The 15813-nt window shown below is 48.0% G+C and carries 14 protein-coding genes; 7 read left to right on the top strand and 7 right to left on the bottom strand.

Annotation, left to right across the window (positions count from 1 at the left end; all coding sequences use genetic code 11):
• Positions 1 to 88 precede the first annotated feature (88 nt).
• Positions 89 to 580: a flavodoxin FldA gene (fldA, locus tag Q0614_RS04250; protein WP_177389208.1), complete on the top strand. Its 492-nt coding sequence runs from the start codon at positions 89 to 91 to the stop codon at positions 578 to 580.
• Positions 581 to 1415: 835 nt separating this feature from the next.
• On the opposite strand, the gene Q0614_RS04245 is transcribed toward fldA, so the two are convergent.
• Positions 1416 to 4859, bottom strand: a complete 3444-nt coding sequence (locus Q0614_RS04245; RefSeq protein WP_298786773.1) for an acyl-[ACP]--phospholipid O-acyltransferase — start codon at positions 4857 to 4859, stop codon at positions 1416 to 1418.
• Positions 4860 to 4956: 97 nt separating this feature from the next.
• On the opposite strand from Q0614_RS04245, the gene Q0614_RS04240 reads away from it, so the two are divergent.
• The gene (locus Q0614_RS04240; protein WP_298786772.1) at positions 4957 to 5484 is read left to right on the top strand and encodes a hypothetical protein; all 528 of its coding nucleotides are present in this window, start codon (positions 4957 to 4959) and stop codon (positions 5482 to 5484) included.
• A gap of 401 nt (positions 5485 to 5885) precedes the next feature.
• On the opposite strand, the gene Q0614_RS04235 is transcribed toward Q0614_RS04240, so the two are convergent.
• Positions 5886 to 6569 carry a hypothetical protein gene (locus Q0614_RS04235; protein WP_298786771.1) on the bottom strand — a complete coding sequence of 228 codons (684 nt, stop codon included), beginning with the start codon at positions 6567 to 6569 and terminating at the stop codon, positions 5886 to 5888.
• 566 nt (positions 6570 to 7135) lie between these two features.
• Positions 7136 to 8950, bottom strand: coding sequence for an invasion protein CiaB (ciaB, locus tag Q0614_RS04230; RefSeq protein ID WP_298786770.1), 1815 nt, complete (start codon positions 8948 to 8950; stop codon positions 7136 to 7138).
• A 185-nt stretch (positions 8951 to 9135) separates the two neighbouring features.
• Between ciaB and Q0614_RS04225 the strand changes: the two genes are divergently transcribed.
• The gene (locus Q0614_RS04225; RefSeq protein ID WP_295153100.1) at positions 9136 to 9555 is read left to right on the top strand and encodes an acyl-CoA thioesterase; all 420 of its coding nucleotides are present in this window, start codon (positions 9136 to 9138) and stop codon (positions 9553 to 9555) included.
• 269 nt (positions 9556 to 9824) lie between these two features.
• On the opposite strand, the gene Q0614_RS04220 is transcribed toward Q0614_RS04225, so the two are convergent.
• The 3 genes from Q0614_RS04220 to Q0614_RS04210 form a co-directional block, all read right to left on the bottom strand.
• Positions 9825 to 10028, bottom strand: coding sequence for a hypothetical protein (locus tag Q0614_RS04220; protein WP_298786768.1), 204 nt, complete (start codon positions 10026 to 10028; stop codon positions 9825 to 9827).
• A gap of 73 nt (positions 10029 to 10101) precedes the next feature.
• Complete coding sequence (locus Q0614_RS04215) at positions 10102 to 10842, bottom strand: EI24 domain-containing protein (RefSeq protein WP_298786766.1); 741 nt, start codon at positions 10840 to 10842, stop codon at positions 10102 to 10104.
• Positions 10843 to 11259: 417 nt separating this feature from the next.
• Positions 11260 to 11949 carry a dUTP diphosphatase gene (locus Q0614_RS04210; protein WP_298786764.1) on the bottom strand — a complete coding sequence of 230 codons (690 nt, stop codon included), beginning with the start codon at positions 11947 to 11949 and terminating at the stop codon, positions 11260 to 11262.
• Between the two features lie 80 nt (positions 11950 to 12029).
• Between Q0614_RS04210 and Q0614_RS04205 the strand changes: the two genes are divergently transcribed.
• Positions 12030 to 12443: a hypothetical protein gene (locus Q0614_RS04205; RefSeq protein WP_177386822.1), complete on the top strand. Its 414-nt coding sequence runs from the start codon at positions 12030 to 12032 to the stop codon at positions 12441 to 12443.
• Positions 12444 to 12764: 321 nt separating this feature from the next.
• Here Q0614_RS04205 and Q0614_RS04200 read toward each other — a convergent pair whose 3' ends face one another.
• Positions 12765 to 12974 (bottom strand): 4-oxalocrotonate tautomerase family protein, encoded by a 210-nt coding sequence (locus Q0614_RS04200; protein ID WP_298786763.1) that lies wholly within the window; start codon positions 12972 to 12974, stop codon positions 12765 to 12767.
• A gap of 106 nt (positions 12975 to 13080) precedes the next feature.
• On the opposite strand from Q0614_RS04200, the gene luxS reads away from it, so the two are divergent.
• The 3 genes from luxS to Q0614_RS04185 form a co-directional block, all read left to right on the top strand.
• Complete coding sequence (gene luxS / locus Q0614_RS04195; protein WP_298786762.1) at positions 13081 to 13584, top strand: S-ribosylhomocysteine lyase; 504 nt, start codon at positions 13081 to 13083, stop codon at positions 13582 to 13584.
• A 586-nt stretch (positions 13585 to 14170) separates the two neighbouring features.
• Complete coding sequence (locus tag Q0614_RS04190; protein WP_298786761.1) at positions 14171 to 14509, top strand: cupin domain-containing protein; 339 nt, start codon at positions 14171 to 14173, stop codon at positions 14507 to 14509.
• A gap of 163 nt (positions 14510 to 14672) precedes the next feature.
• The coding region (locus tag Q0614_RS04185) for a DKNYY domain-containing protein (RefSeq protein ID WP_298786760.1) at positions 14673 to 15813 on the top strand (1141 nt) is incomplete at its 3' end.

Raw genomic sequence — 15813 nt, 5'->3', positions numbered from 1 at the left:
AGATAAAAAGCGAATGCTTTAAGGGAAATTTCATTATGAAATTAGTACCATACAAACTTACCGACAAAATTTATTAAAAGGATACCAAATGGTTGGAATTATTTTTGGAAGCTCGATGGGCAATACTGAGGACGCCGCGAAGCTGATCTCCGAAAAGCTAGGCATAGAAAACGAGCTTAAAAACGTTGCGGACATCGCGCCTGCAGATCTAAATAAATACACTGCGCTCATCATCGGCAGCTCCACGTGGAACGACGGAGAGTTGCAGGACGACTGGGCGGGCTTTGACTTTTCAGCCCTTGATGTCGCGGGTAAGACCGTTGCGATTTTCGGCATGGGCGATAGCTCAAGCTACAGCGACGCCTACTGCAACGCAATGCGCGAGCTATACGACAACTTCAAAAAAGCGGGTGCAAATATCGTAGGCGCAGTGCCTACCGACGGATATGAGTTTGACGAGAGCAAGGCCGTAGTGGACGGCAAATTCGTTGGCCTCGCGCTAGATAATGACAATCAAAGCGACCTCACCGAGAGCCGCATTGAGGCGTGGGTAGCGCAGATCGCTCCATCTTTTAAATAGTCCTCCTTTAAATTTGCCGCGAAGCGTGCGCTTCGCGGCACTTTCATCTTTTTTAAAATCATTAAAGCTTAGACCTTTTTAAAATTTAGCTCTGCTGACTTCGGTTAAATTTAAACAGATTGGGCTTTGAAATTTTAAAATTTTAATCTGCACGAATGAAATTTATCTTTTAAATTTAGAGCTGCTGGATACTTTTGCGCTCATGTAAATACAGACCTGCTTGGAGGCGCACGTAGCGTGATTAGAAAAAATTTAGCCTCTGTGACGGCGGAAGAATGAAGCCGAGAGTTTGCATAGCGCAAGCGGATTTATAAACTTCATCGGCGTAATCGGCGCACGCTCGGGAGATAAAATTTGTAAATTTTATAAAAAGCGAAACGGGAGGCAATGTCGCTAAAATTTCTCGCCATACGCTATTGAAATTTCTTTTCGCACGCATGCCGTTAAAATTCTTTCCGCAGCTCCGCTGTGAAATTTCGCCGGGCGCCTGATACAGGAATTTTATCTATCCGCGCAGCGAGCGGCTGCCGTCTGCTAGCAAAATTTAGCATATTTGGCACCGTGACCGCGAAAAATCGTAGGATCAGTAGCAGCTCACCTCTGCAAAATTTAGCATAAATTTAACGCCGCAATCGCGCGCGGCTCTCGTTCTCAAAAACGGCAGCATAATCCCGCGAGATCGCCCGCCGCTAGGAGCGAAAAACCGCAAAACTATGCGGCGCGACAAGGCATAAATTTAAAATTTAGAGGGCTTATCCTCTTTGTACTATCCCGCGCGAATAGCGCTACGAGGCGTAAATTTAAAATCTAGGGCGCAAATTTAAAAGCTTGAGATTTACAGCCCTAGCTCTATCGCCAGATCCTTTACCGCTTTGAGATTTACCTTGCCGCTGCCGAGCACCGGGATTTGCTCGACCTTTTTCACGACGCTTGGCTGCATTATCGGCGCCAGCGCGGAGTCCTTCAGGCGGCGCGAAATTTCATCCTCGCTCGCCTCGCCCACGTAAAGCAGAGCGATCTTTTCGCCCTTTTTCTCGTCTTTTAGATTCACGCACGAATAGATCGCGCTCTCGCCTAAAATTTCGCCCACGGCACTTTCTACCGCGCCCAGGCTAATCATCTCGCCGCCGATTTTGGCAAAGCGCGAAAGGCGATCGGTGATAAACAAAAACCCGTCGTCGTCGATATAGCCGATGTCGCCGCTTTTGTAGTAGCGCACGTCGTTTATTTGCGCGATCGCTTCGGCGGTTTTTGCCGGCTCATCGTAGTATTCCTTCATAACCTGATGTCCGCCGATTAAGATAAGTCCCTCCTGCCCGTTTGATAGCGGCTGAAGCGAGGCGGGATCGGTGATTTTTATGACCGTGCCCGCAAGCGGCAAGCCGACGCTCTTTTCGCGGTTGAAGTGAAGCTCTTTGAAAAAATCGGGTTCGAGGACGTTCGGCGTATTTACGCTCACCACCGGCGCAGTCTCGGTCGTGCCGTAGCCCTCGTAAATTTCGATTCCGAATTTTATCTTAAATTCCTTTCGGACGTTTTCATTTAGCTTCTCTGCGCCCGCAATCGCCAGGCGGATGCTTGCTAGCATAAGCGGATTGAGCCTTTTGTTTTTGGTGTAGAGCCTAAAAAACGTTGACGTGCCGAACATTATCGTAGCGCCGTATTTTGCGCTCATCTTGCCGACACTAAAGGCGTCCGTAGGATCGGGAACGTGGATGCTTAAAATTCCGTCGTTTAGCGGAAATAGCGTCGTTACGGTAAGCCCGAAGCAGTGAAAGATCGGCAGCGACGCTAAAATCGCGTCGTGCTCGGTGGCGTTTATGAGCTCCGAAATTTGACGGACGTTCGCCATTATATTTTTATGCGTCAGAACCACGCCTTTGGGCTTTCCCTCGCTGCCGCTGCTAAATAAAATCGTAGCTACGTCATCTATCGCGTGCGGCTTAAAATACAGCGCGCGAAATAAAATTTTAGGCATTAGCAGCGATTTTAGCGCGCAGGCTATGCGCTCGTTTTTAGAGGTACCCGCGCTTAAATCTTCGAGATACACGAGCCGATCGCCGATCGAGCTTTCCAGCTCAAAGCCCTTTGATTTGAGCTTTTCTACGAATTTGCGCGAGCTGATGATCGTGCGGATGTTTGCTTTATCCGCGCAGTAGATTAAATTTTCTTCGCTTAGGGTGTAGTTTAAATTTACGCTCGTTTTGCCCATCGCAAAAAGCGTTAAATTTACGGCGCTTGCGATGACCGAGCTAGGCAAAATGATACCGACGTTTTCCTCGCTGCTTATGCGGCTTTTTAGTCTTTTGCGAAGTATCAAAACGGCGCTCATCATCGCTAAATTTGTGAAACTTGCTCCCGTACTATCGACCGCCACGCGCTTAAAAGGCGATCTTTTGGCTTGATTTAGCCAGTTGTAAGCAATCGGCTTTAGGCTTGCGAGGTATTTGCCCCAGCTGAAAAACGATAGCTCCGTTACCGCGCGCTTTACCTCGTGCGCCTTGGAATTTGCCTCGATCGGCGCGCCGAAGCTTACGCGAAGCGCGTTTTTACCGCTTTGCGAAATCGTTCTTTTATAATGCTCGCTGGCGCGCGAAAATGTCGATCCCCAAAGCCCCCTGATATAAAAAGGCACGATTACGGAATTCGTATCGTGTGCGGCGAGCTCAAATCCGCCCTGAAACTCGTCTATGCGACCGTTGTAGCTGATGTGACCTTCGGGGAAGAGCCCCACTACTTCACCAGCATTCAGCGCCTCGCGGATGCTTTCGATCGCGCTTTTGCTCACGCCCGCTCCGATCGGAATGACGCGGAAAATTTTAAAAAACCACTTCAAATACCACAGATCGTAGTAGCTGCGATGCATCACGAAGCGCACCCCGCGCGGGCAGGCAAGCTGCACCACCGCCCAATCGATCCAGCTGATATGGTTGCCTAAAAGTAGCACGCCGCCTTTTTGCGGGATGTTTTCGATGCCGTCTACGTGGACTTGGTAGCCAAATTTCATAAACGGAATGAGTAAAATTCTAACGAAAAGCTGCGGCAGATATTTCGCGCCGAAGATCCCGCAGATAAGTACGCATAGCGCCGCCATAACGAAAATTTCGCCGCTGGCGACCGCAAAATGCACCAAGATGATGGCGATGAGCAAAAACAGCACCATAAAGATATTTTGGATGAAATTTGAGCCCGCGAGTACCCGCCCCATGCGTTCATCGGCGGTGAAAAACTGAATTACGGCGTTGAGTGGCACGATAAAAATTCCGCCGCTAAATCCGAAGAAAAACGATGCCGTGCCGAGCCAAAATACGGAGTGCGCGTTGGCTAGCACCATTAGCGCGAGCGCAAGCCCGAATGCGCCGAACGGCACGATGCCGAGCTCGATATGTTTTTTGCAGTAGCTGCCCGCAAAGATCGAACCTAACGCGATTCCGATCGCACTAAGCGCCAAGATCACCTGGATCACCATTACGTTGTCGCTGCCGCTAAGGCTCTTGTAGTGAGCGGGGAAGGTCGCGATCACGAGCTGTGAGACCGCCCAAAACATCGCAAGTCCCAGCGTACAGAGCAGGACGTTTTTGTCTTTTAGCACAAAATTTAAATTTTGCCTTAGATAGCGAAGCTTAAGATAGTCGTCTTTGTTAAATTCCGCTTGCGGCTGCGCGGCGTCGAAGAATGGAATTTTATACGAGTAGTATGTTTCAAGCGCGGAGCCCGCGACCAAAAGCACGCCGATGAACCAAACCGAGCTCATCAGCTCGCCCGCGTCGCTGCTGCGGGCTGCAAACAGCTCGAAAATTACCGAAAAAACAAGAGATGAAAGCAGAATCGCAATGATGGTAAGAGCCTGCACGAGGCCGTTTGCTGCGCCTAAATTTTTCGCGCCGACGATTTTTTTAATCAGGCCGTATTTGGCGGGCGAGTAGATCGCGCTTTGCGCCGCAAGCAGGATCGTCATAAAAAACGCGAAATAAAACCACCCGCACGCATAACCTAGCGTAATGAGCGCGGTAAGCGCGACGCCGAGTTTCGCACAGATCCGCGTAATGCGGGTACGCGAGAATTTGTCGTTGAGATAGCCGCTGGCGCTAAAAAGAAATACGTAAGGCAGCAAAATCAGCAAATTTACAAGGGAGGTAAGGGCGATGAGAGCGCCTGAATCGGCGCTTTTAACAAGGACGTTTTGGATCGTGATCTTATGGCCCAGATCGACGCTTGCGTTGATAAACATAATCGCCAAAAACGGCAAAAATCCGTTGATTTTTAATAGAGATTTCACGGGCGCTCCTTTAAAAACGGGATTTTATCTCACGGAAGTTAACGGACGCAAATTTAAGGCGGCTTCGCTACAATTACGCAAAAATTAAAGGAAAAATATGAAAGTGCAAATCACAAATCACGATGTCGATAACCTCAATAAATTTATGCTGCTTTACAGCAAAAAGGCGCACAAGCAGCGCCTCATCAGCACTTACGCCATACCATTTGAGTTCTTGCTCATGGGCATCATCATCGACGGGCTTTTAAAAACGGCGCCGATTGCGAGCGTCGCGTCGGTTATTTTAGGTGCGGCGTGGCTTATTTTTTATCCGAAATTTTACCGCCGCATGCTAAGAAAACATCTCTCTGCCGCTAAGCTCGCGCAAGACTCGAGCACGGAAATGAGCTTCGTCGCGGACGGCGAGATGATCTCGTTTTCAAAAGGCGAGCCGCGCGCAAGCGAGAAATTTGCCGCGCGCTCGCTAAATCGCATCGCTGCGGGCGGGGAGAATTTTTTCTTGGCGTTTGATCGCGGCTTTCACATCGTCCTTCCCAAAAATGCCGAGACGGACGCTGCGGTACAGCATCTTGCGGATCTGCGCGGGTTGCAGATCGAGCCCGTGGATATGGACGTTGAAATTTAACTCAGGCGCAGCCTGCACCACTTAAAGCGTCGTCGGGGGATGGGTGGGGTTTGTGGGCGAGCAGAGCAATGCGGTGCTGCGGGGCAGCGCCACCCTCTGCGAGAGGTGTGACCTCGCAATTCAAGCCCCCTTCCCGCCCCAAGATATATCAGGAATTAAAATTTAAACGGAATTTTATTTTGTAATAAATTTAAAATTTCTCTATGTAGAATTTGCCTCTAGAATTTGGGGCGTGGTAGCGTTTTCTCTTAAGGGGGAAGGGGCGCTACTTGCGAGGCGCTCCCCTTCCCCCTTAAAATCCCTCAACCCCTGGCACGCTCAAAGGGCGAGCTACGCTCGCGCTAATTTTAAACTGCGGTTAGCGGCAAAATTTTGACTAAAATTCTGCGCTTAGTTCGCCGTTACGCCTCGCGCATCTCCTCTGCTAGGCGCTTTTTGTAGGTGCGTTTGAAATGAAACGCCCAAATTAGCGGAAATATTATCTCCAGCCCTTTCCAAAAAATAAACGAAAAATTAAAATAGGTAGTATACCTATGCCCAATCCCAAAACCCATCAAAACTGCATAGTAAGCAGCCACGTAGCTTATCATGAAGACAACACCCCAAATTAGTACTTCAGAGCCGGTCGTAACAATCCAGATCGCAATCAAATATATGAAAGCGCTTAATAACGCAGTCGGAAAAAACCAATTAAGAACGCCTAATTTTTGATGGTCTATATCCGCGGTAAGATAGCCCACTACGCACGCGATGATGCACAGGGTGCATAAGATAGCGCGCAGTACGGCTAAATATCGCAGTCCGCGAGGCTGTATCGCGCCTTCATAGTCGCTGTTTTCGCAGCTGCCCCTTTGCCTGTTTTTACCGCCCCGCCCCGCGACATAGACAAGATGCGCACCTAGTCCTACGAAACAGGCACATTGAATAAAGTCCATAAATATGAAACTGCCGAGCGTCTCTCCGTACCTACCTATTAGCCTAGGCCACGAAAACTTCACTATGCAAAACGTCGCCGCGAGTAAAATCGGGTGCAGCGCGAGCCTGCCGTTTCGCAAATCGGAGAGTAAATTTTTAAAATATCTCATGCTTTCCCTCAAAATTCCACGGAATTCTGAAATCCCGAAAAACTGCGCGCATAGTCTGCGAGTAGAATTTTATAATTTCTCTAATGCGGAATTCTACTACTAAATTTAGAATTTTGCGGCGAGGAATTTTGAAATTTAATGTGGACGCAGTCCGCACCGCTAGCGTCGCGCGAGCGGAGCAAAATTTTTAAAAGCCGTAGAGGCGGGCGCCCTCCCTTACGAGTATCACGCATAATGCGGCTAAGCGCTAGGCTATATCCATAAAATTTTGTAAAAATCTACAAAATGAAATTTCATCTATAAATTCACAGCTTGCAAAATTTATACCGTGATTTCTATTTCACTCGGGGCGGGAAGGGGGCTTGAATTGCGAGGTCACTCCCCAACCCCACCCATCCCCCGACTACGCTTTAAGTGGTGCAGGCTACGCCTGGGTTAAATTTATGCATTTTTTTCAATGCGTATTCTGAAGCTCCGATAAAATTTTAAAACAGAATTTTAAGAAAATTTAACGGCAAAATTTTACTCGCTTCCCATGTTTTTAGACGCGGTTTCTAGCTGAAATTTTAAAGCCACTTTGCTCGCTCATTGCTAGGGTCCGTTTCGTTGCCGATCGCTTCGTAGCGCGAGTAGTAAAACTCCACAAACTCCCGCACCTGCGCCTCGCGCGGCAGATACACGCCGCCGCTAAGCTCCGCAAAGCGCGATAAAAATTCTGCTGCGTCCTTTTTATCGCAATAAAGCCGCGCCAGCTCCTCATAGTTTTGCAGGCACGCAGACTTAAAGCTCTCATAGCCTGCGCGGTCAAATTTAACCGCCAGTCGCATACCGTCGAATTTCAAAACGCCCGATGCAAAAAGCAAGCTCAGATGTATCAACGCCTCACAGTAGTAGGGCTTGAGCTCCTCCACTTGCTGCCACGCGATGAGCCCCACGGCGCGGCGGATCAGCTCATCTAGCACCGGCAGGCAAAACTCCTCCTCCTCGTGGAAAAAGAAGCTCACGAGCCCGCCCGTGGTCGCCTTGTACTCCTCGATGAGCTTAAAAAGCCCCGAGCGGTTCATGCGCGCCTCGGTGTCCGCGTCGATGAAAAATATATGCCCGAACTCATGCCCGATCGTCGATATTTCGTAGACGCGGCGCCAAATTTGCGGCTTTTTAAATAAAATTTCGCGTCCGAAATTTAGATACTCAAGGTCGAAAATTTGACTGCTTAGCCGCATAAAAGGTTTTGCCTTAGCGCTTTCATAGACGAAATTTACGAAGGCGAAAATTTTCTTGCCGCAGTTGGTGCTTACGAATTCGTCGTTGGGTACGACCTGCGCCGAAAAGAGTCCGTTAAGATCGGCTCCGTAGTAGATCAGCGGCGCGCAGACGTAAAGCTGGGTTTTGGCGATGTTTGAAAGCACCAGCGAGTGCATGACGGCATTGTTCGCGCCGATTTTTTCATACGCACGCTCAAAGCTCTCGCTTACGCGCGCTTTAAATTCCTCCGCGCTAAACTCATACGCGCCTGCAAGCCTGACGTCCCATTCCAGCGCGACTGCGTGCGTGTAGGCATCCTCGTAGTACTCAAGCGGATGACCGATCTGAAGCGGCGTTTTTATATCCATCCACGCAATCTCCGCATCCCGCCACGCGCCGATCACCGCGCTGGCGTCCCTCTCGCAAAAGGCCTGCTTGAGCTTTGACAGATACGCGACGTAAGCTAGCTCGCTCTCATCTTCTGCTAGTATTACCAGACGCTCCAAAAGATCGCTAAATTCGCTCTGCAGCTTCGCCGTCTCATCCGCAAAGGCCACGGCGTAGGGAACCATTTGGGATTTGCCGTCGCGCTGCACTATCGCGCCGTAGCAGCGCTCGCAAATTTCGCCGTGAGGCGTGCGCATAAACAGCTCCTCTTGCAGCAAAAATTCCTTCGCCTGCGCAAGCGAGCTAAATTCCTTTTGCAAGCGCTTGTTCGTGCTTTCGACGATCAGGGCTTGCCAGCTTTTTTGCATATCGCTTAGCACGAGCCCGATGCGGTGGATACCCTTTAAAAGCTCTAGATAAAAGGGCTGTAAAATCCCCTGCGCGCCCGCTTCGGCGATGAGCGCTGCGTGCATGCCCTCGTGTATTTCGCGCGTGAAATCATACATTTTGCTTTTAAGCTCGCGCTGTCGCGCCTCATCGTAGCCCAAGCGGCGAAATTCTTGCAGTAGCGGATCCTCTTTGAGACCCACGATTCGGCGCAGCACGGCGATGCGCGCGGTATCGCCAGACTCAAAGCCGCAGATCTCCAGTCCGCGCGCGATCAGCTCGGCGTGCGGCTCGTCGTAGAGGGCGTTTAGTCGCGCCTTAGCGCTCGCTGCCATCTCGCTAAGTTTTACAAAATCGTTCATCGCGTATCCTTTTTGCCGTTTTTATCGTCTTTTTACGAGCGGAATGTGTCTGCTTCGAGAGCAAAATTCCATCCTCACGCTCGCTTAAAATTTTAAAATTTCGACATAGATTTTTGCCGATTGTATCGAAAAAGTGTTAAATTTGCGCGGTTAAAATGCGAGATTTTTAAATTTAAGGAGTAAAAATGAGCGATTTAAACTTAGACGATTTCGGCGAGCCGCGCATCAAGGTCGTAGCGCTGCCTAAGGATACGAATAGCTCGGGCAATATTTTCGGCGGCTGGATACTAGCGCAGATCGATTTAGCGGGCGCGACGGCGGCGCGCGAGATAGCGCCCGAGCGGGTCGTGACGATCTCGATGCAGGAGGTAACTTTCAAGCAGCCCGTATTTATCGGCGATGTCATCAGCTGCTACGCAAAAGTATTAAGCGTAGGAAATACCTCTATCCGCGTGCAGATCGAGGTCGCAGCGCTACGACTGGGCGAGGATGGATTTCGCGAGTGTCTGCACGTAACCAGCGCGATCGCAACCTACGTAAGCGTGACCAAATCAGGCCAAAAAAAGCCGATCAGCGCAGAGATCAAGCGGCTGCATGGATTTTAAAATTTCTCAGATTTTAGTTTTAGCTCAAGGAATTTTAGCGTCAAGCTTATAACGCGAAAATTCTTATGTGGGATAGGCTTAGTGTGCAGAATTTATTGCGTAAAATTTTATAATTTTAAGCGCGGAATTTTGCTGTGCAGTATTTTAGCGGAAAACCTCGCAGACGGAATTTTGGAATTTTGGAATTTTGGAATTTTGGAATTTTGGAATTTTGCGGCGCGCAGATTAATAAACAAATTAAAACGCGCCGCAGCAAGTGGTGCTAGCAGCTAGTTTGTAGCGTCTTGGAGCTCTTCTTTGATCTCGGAGTTGCTTTTTACGACCATGCCTGAGCCATGGATGACGCTAGGCATGCAGGATGTGCAGATATGCACCGTCTCACCGTTTTTATGCGCCTTGATAAAGACCGCGTTTTCATCGTCGCTGCTTTTGAGCGAACATATATTGCAAATGTAAATATCACCTGATTTCATAGAAATCCTTTCTTAAAAAATTTCGCACTATTTTATGAAAATTTCAAAATTTTTCATTGATTTTAGTTAATCTTTAGCGATTTTTATTGCGGGCGCTTTCGTCTATCAGCACTATGTGCGTCAAAAAGATGATGAAAAATAGCTGGAAAAATAATCCTACCAGCGGGATCAAACACAGCAGATAAAAAATAAAAGCGCTTAGGGCAAATTTATATCCGCCGCCCATTTTATAGCAGCGCTCGAAGCTTTTCGCGCTTAACGCGTTTGAAGCGACGTCGATCAGAACCAGCTTGTAATAGATATAAAAAAACGGCACGTTGATTATGAATAAATTTATTACCGGCACGAACAAAAGCACCGAACAGATAAATAAAATCGCTAAAAATTTTAAAATTTCAACGCTCATCAGCTTTAGCACTCGCGCCGTGCTCGCTTCGTCCGCGCGGATTAGGCGGTAGTGGCGCGCGTTGATCTCTTTAGTGACTGCGGGTGTCAGAAAGGCTGCGATGATAAGCGCGCAAAACACGCTAAGCATCAGCACCGCGAAGCTGGCAAACACCGAAAAAATCGCGCCGATAATCCACTTCGTAGCAGCAAAACTTAGAATTTTTGCAATTATTGGGAAGCGCTGCTCGTCCAAGAAGCTAAAATCGCCGCTTTGCGCGCCCTGCGAAAGCGCGTCAAAAAGCTCTTTGCCGCCGAAAAATGCGAGCGTACCTAAGATTATGAGCGAGCACACAAGCGGCAATAGCGAGAGCAAAATGAACTTGCGCGTAAAAAAATCCTGCTTTGCCAAATTAAAAATTCTACCCATATATGCTCCTATTTGCGTTATTTTAGCGACTTTTGCGACGGAATTTGAGCTGAGCAATTTGGCTACCGTACGAAAGCGCCTCATTAATCCGCTCGCTTGGCGCAATCTCTTGCTTTAGTCGGCTCATCCCGCTTTATAATACGAAATTTATGCTTTGATCGCTTGCCTGCGTTTAATCTGCTCGTTTATCGTGTGTAAAAAAGAGGCCAGATCTAGCTATGTTTTTTACCTGTTGCGAATATTTATTTGTTTGCTACGCGGAATTTTGCCTCTTATAAATGAGCTGGCACTGCGTAAAATTTCAGGCTCAAAATTGCAGAATTCCAAACCAAAGCCCTTTTTTAAAATTTGCCTGCCTAAATTTTATAGATGAAATTTCAAAATTTCAAAGGGAAATCTCGCGCGCAAATCCAGACTTCACTTCGTCGCGTCGTAGATCTTTTGCAATTGCTCGTAAATTTCGTTTGCGCTTACTGTGCCTTTTGATAGTACCTCGATTAGCACCTCGTTATCTTCAAGGTCTCCCCAGATTTTGCGGTAGCCGCCTTCTTTGTAGCCGTTATTTTGGCGGAATTTATTTAGCACGTTTTTGCCGATATATTTGGCAAAAAGTATGTCTAAGCTCACTCCGCATTTAATCGCGACGCGAAAAAAATCGGTCAGCAGCTCGCCGATTTGCAGCTCAAAGCCGCTCGTTTCGTGGATTATGAGCTCGATGTCGTTTACGATTTCGTAGATGCTGTATTCGCGCACGTCGTAGGCGTAGGAGCTAAACTCCGCAAATCCGCTTACTGCTGTGACGTCGCTTACGATGTGATCGATGTCTTTGCCGCCGTAATATTGCTCTAAAATATAGCTCATCACGAAGTGCCAAATATCAACGATCTCGATGACGATATTATTCACGTCCGGCGCTGCAGAGATATTTTTCCAATGCTTCCACGCAAAGCTATCGATAAGCTCTGCGCATTCCATATAAATGCAGCGCTTCCAGTTGATAAGTTTGCCGTTTTTTGTATAGCCGTCCTCCCAGCCCACGCCATTTGTTTCGTCGTTTAGGGCTTGCTGCATCAAAAACATCTCTTTTACTTTTTTATAATTTTCCATAAAAATTCTCCTAATTTTGGCTCGCGATTATAGCTAATAAAAGAAAATCATTGTATAATTTAGCAAAAAGGAGGCTTAAAATGTGTGCCGCTCAAGATAAATTCGACGAGTTTTTAGGCAGGATGAAACTCCTATCTCTCGGAGTTTTGCGCAATAATCTGCCATATTGCTGCAGTGCATTTTATGCCTACGATCCGCAAAATAAGGAGCTCATCATCGCAAGCGCGAGCGACTCCGAGCATATCAAAGCAGTCTTTGCCAACCGCGGAGTTGCGGCTACGGTTGCGCTGGATACGAAATTTGTAGGCAGGATTAAAGGCGTGCAGATTTGCGGTCATATCCGTAGCGCGGATGAGCGCGAAACCTCGCTATATCTTAAGCGCTTCCCGTTTGCGCGCGCGATGGAGACCGATTTTTTTACGATTAGAATCGATTGGATGAAAATGACCGATAATACTCTAACTTTCGGCAAAAAACTAATTTGGGAACGCTAGCTCGCTAAGAATATCGTCTATTTATATTTTGCGAAATTTTAAACCTGCAAGGCTTAAAATTTATCTGGTAAAATTTTAAAACTTGCATAAATTCTATCTTGTCTATTTTTCAAAGAATTTCACCATTAGATCCGCTTTAAAATTTCCGCTCGGTTGGTTTTTTGAATTTTACAGCATGGAATTTAGCGTAAAATTTCATCTTGCAAGCGGGGATTGTCGCAAATTTTACTCCCTTAGAAGCGGAGCCTGCCGCGTAAAATTTCGCTTGAAAATTTTAAAATTCTAAAATTTAGCTTTTCAAATTTAGCCTGGCGCGCGAGCTTAGCTCCATCGCTCTCTGATTTCGCTTACTAGCCGTCCGCCGATCGCGTAGTCGTCAGTGGATATTTCATCTATCGTCACGACCGTAGTTTTCTCGCCCCTACCCAGCACGGCTACGAGGGCGTCCGTGAGGTTTTTGACCAGCCTTGCTTTTTCTTCGCGACTTAGACCGCCGCGCTCTTTGGTGATTTTGACGTTTATGTAGGGCATTAATTCTCCTTAAAATAAACGTAATTGTAACTAAAATTTTGTCTGTGCGCCTGAAAGTGCGGAATTTTATGTTAAAATCGCCACAATCTGAATTTAAGGAGAAAATATGCCATTGTTAGATAGTTTTAAGGTCGATCATACCCGCATGAATGCCCCTGGCGTGCGGCTCGCAAAGAGCATGCGCACCAAAAGCGGCGATAAAATTAGCGTCTATGATTTGCGATTTTGCCGTCCGAATTTAGAGATCATGAGCGAGCGCGGCACCCACACGCTGGAGCATCTTTTCGCGGGCTTCATGCGCGAGCACCTAAATAGCGCGGACGTCGAGATCATCGACATCTCGCCGATGGGATGCCGCACGGGCTTTTATATGAGCGTGATCGGCGCGCCTAGCGAGAGCGCCGTTGCGGCGGCGTGGAGCGCGAGTATGAAGGATATTTTGGGCGTGGACTCTCAAGCAGAGATCCCCGAGCTGAATAAATTTCAGTGCGGCACCTTCGCGATGCACTCGCTTGCAGAAGCTAAACAGATCGCACAAAACGTGCTAAATAAGGGTATCGGCGTGATCAAAAACGACGAGATCGCACTGGATCCAAGCAAGATAAAATAGTTTTGAAATTTAAGAGATAGCGCAAAATTCTAGCACTATCTCTTTGGGCACCGCTTGTTCCGCGATCAGTGTATAACGCACCATAAAATATTATCGTAAAATGTGCAAAAATTCGAGGCACAAAATGCGTATCTGCTAAAACAAGCCGGAGGTAGTAGCATCTATTTATAAGCCGATTTAGCTTTATAAACCGACTTGGCGCTTGCCGTAAAGTCTGCGCCACGCGAGGTTTTTGATAAAAGCTACGATTGGGCTTTAAGCTGGGTGGCAAAAGCGCGCAAGCAAAGCTCATATCAAATTTAATAAATTTATCTCGTAGGTCGGCTTTAAATTTATAAGAATTTTTAAAATTTCGTCTTAAATTAAAGCCTAAATTCTATCCGCAAATACTATGCTTATGCGCCTTCTTACTTTTAGATGCGATCTTCAATCCTCCAAAAAAATCGCACAATAAAATGTGAATTTAAAATTTTTATTTAAGGTTACGTTGCGAGTTTGGCGCTTGAAATTTCACTTTCGCTGCACGAAAAGAATGCTAAAATTCCGCCGAAACCGCACCGGATGCGGTGAACTTAAAGGAGAGAAAATGCAAAGAATTTTTCATATAAAAGATGCTATTTGTAGCGACGAGCGAGCCGTAAAAACGACATTTTTTACTACAGAGGCCACTTGCGGCGCGGTTTGGATCGTCAAACGCGGCCAGGTCGTAGCGCCGCATATTCACCCCGGTGGCGATGACGTGTGGATCTGCTTAAGCGGACGCGGCGTGTTTTATCCGAGCAAGGGCGAGGAGGTGCCGATCTGCGCGGGCGATCTAATCATTTCCAAAAGCGGAGAGTGCCACGGTATGAAAAATACGGACGATGAGGATTTTGTGTTTGCAAGCGTTACGGCGCCGATTCCGTGCGGCTACGAAGCGATTTGAATTAAAATTTGCCAGAGATTTTGTGGTATTCGCAAAATAAATTAGCGTTGCAAAGAGTTGAATTAGAATTTGTCCGTAGCGTTAAATTTCATAAATTTAGCCGCGCTTTTGTACAATTTCAAGTGCCGCGCAATCTGCGGCGAGATTAAATTTGAGGTAAAAGATGTATGAAGATTTTACGCAAGAGCCAAAGGATGAGCGCGCGCAAAAGAAGCGCAAAGCTAGGGCGCGCAAGGCAGAAGCAGATCGTAAACCGGTGCGAGACTCGCCTCGGGGCATGCCGCTTTGGCGCAAGATCGCGCTTGGTATAACGTTTGCGTTCGCGGCTTTTAGCGTGCTTATTCTAGAGGCGGTTATAAATTCCAGCGACGACTATTCGCCGCGGGACGATGAGCAGATCAAATACAGCGATTTTTACAAAAAAGGAGATGAAATTTACGCTCTCGTGGTGGGCGCGGGCTATTTTGCGATACCGGACGCGGATGCGGTGAGCTTTCGGGTTTTGGATTTCAGCTCCGGCTACCGCTCCAACGTCGCGGCGGATAAAAACGCCGTATATTGCGGAAACATCGCGATGAGCGAGCTGGAGCCCGCGCGCACGAAAGCCGTGGCGTTTGGATACGTAAGCGATGGGCGAGTTAGCTACTTTTGCGACGGCGAGGCGGTGCCTAATGACGCGCTGGGGGCGTTTAAGCTTACTTATCAAACCTTGGCGCATATTTTTTGGGATGCGCCCAAGCCGCAAAGTTACGTTTATAAATTTAAGCGAATGGACGCTACGGATCTGCGCCAAATCGCGGGCGTATATTACGCTGCGGAGGGCTCTCGCGCGTTTTATAAGGGAGAGGTTTTGCCCGGCGCCGATGCCGCGAGCTTACGCCGGATAGAGGGAAGCGACGGGCGCGCTAGCGGCGTTTATGCCGCGGACGGCGCGAACGTGTATTTTAAAAACCTCCGCCTTGACGCGCGGGATAACGGCGGGCATTACGAACTTTTGAGGCAGCGGTTGGACTATTTTTTGTGGGATGCGAAAGGTGGCGACGTTTTTGCGAACGATTTAAAATTTGACCCCGCTGCCGCGCCCTATACTCCGCTAAATAGACAGCTTGCGCATTCAAATCATCTGCTTTTTGCCTCCCCTGGCGGCATCTATTATTTCGACGAGAACGACGGAAAGCAAAAGCGCGCGGCAGACAATCTCTTTGCGGGCGAGATCCGTGCGCTTAGCGGCAGCGTGTTTCAAAGCGGCGAGCGGATATATTTTTTAGAAGGCGCCGAAGTTTGGGGCGGCGGCCGCAGCACTC

It is taken from the genome of uncultured Campylobacter sp., assembly GCF_937997595.1.
Classification (GTDB): Bacteria; Campylobacterota; Campylobacteria; order Campylobacterales; family Campylobacteraceae; genus Campylobacter_B.
Note: the sequence above shows the minus strand (reverse complement) of the source record. Positions and strands in the feature narration are given on the sequence as shown.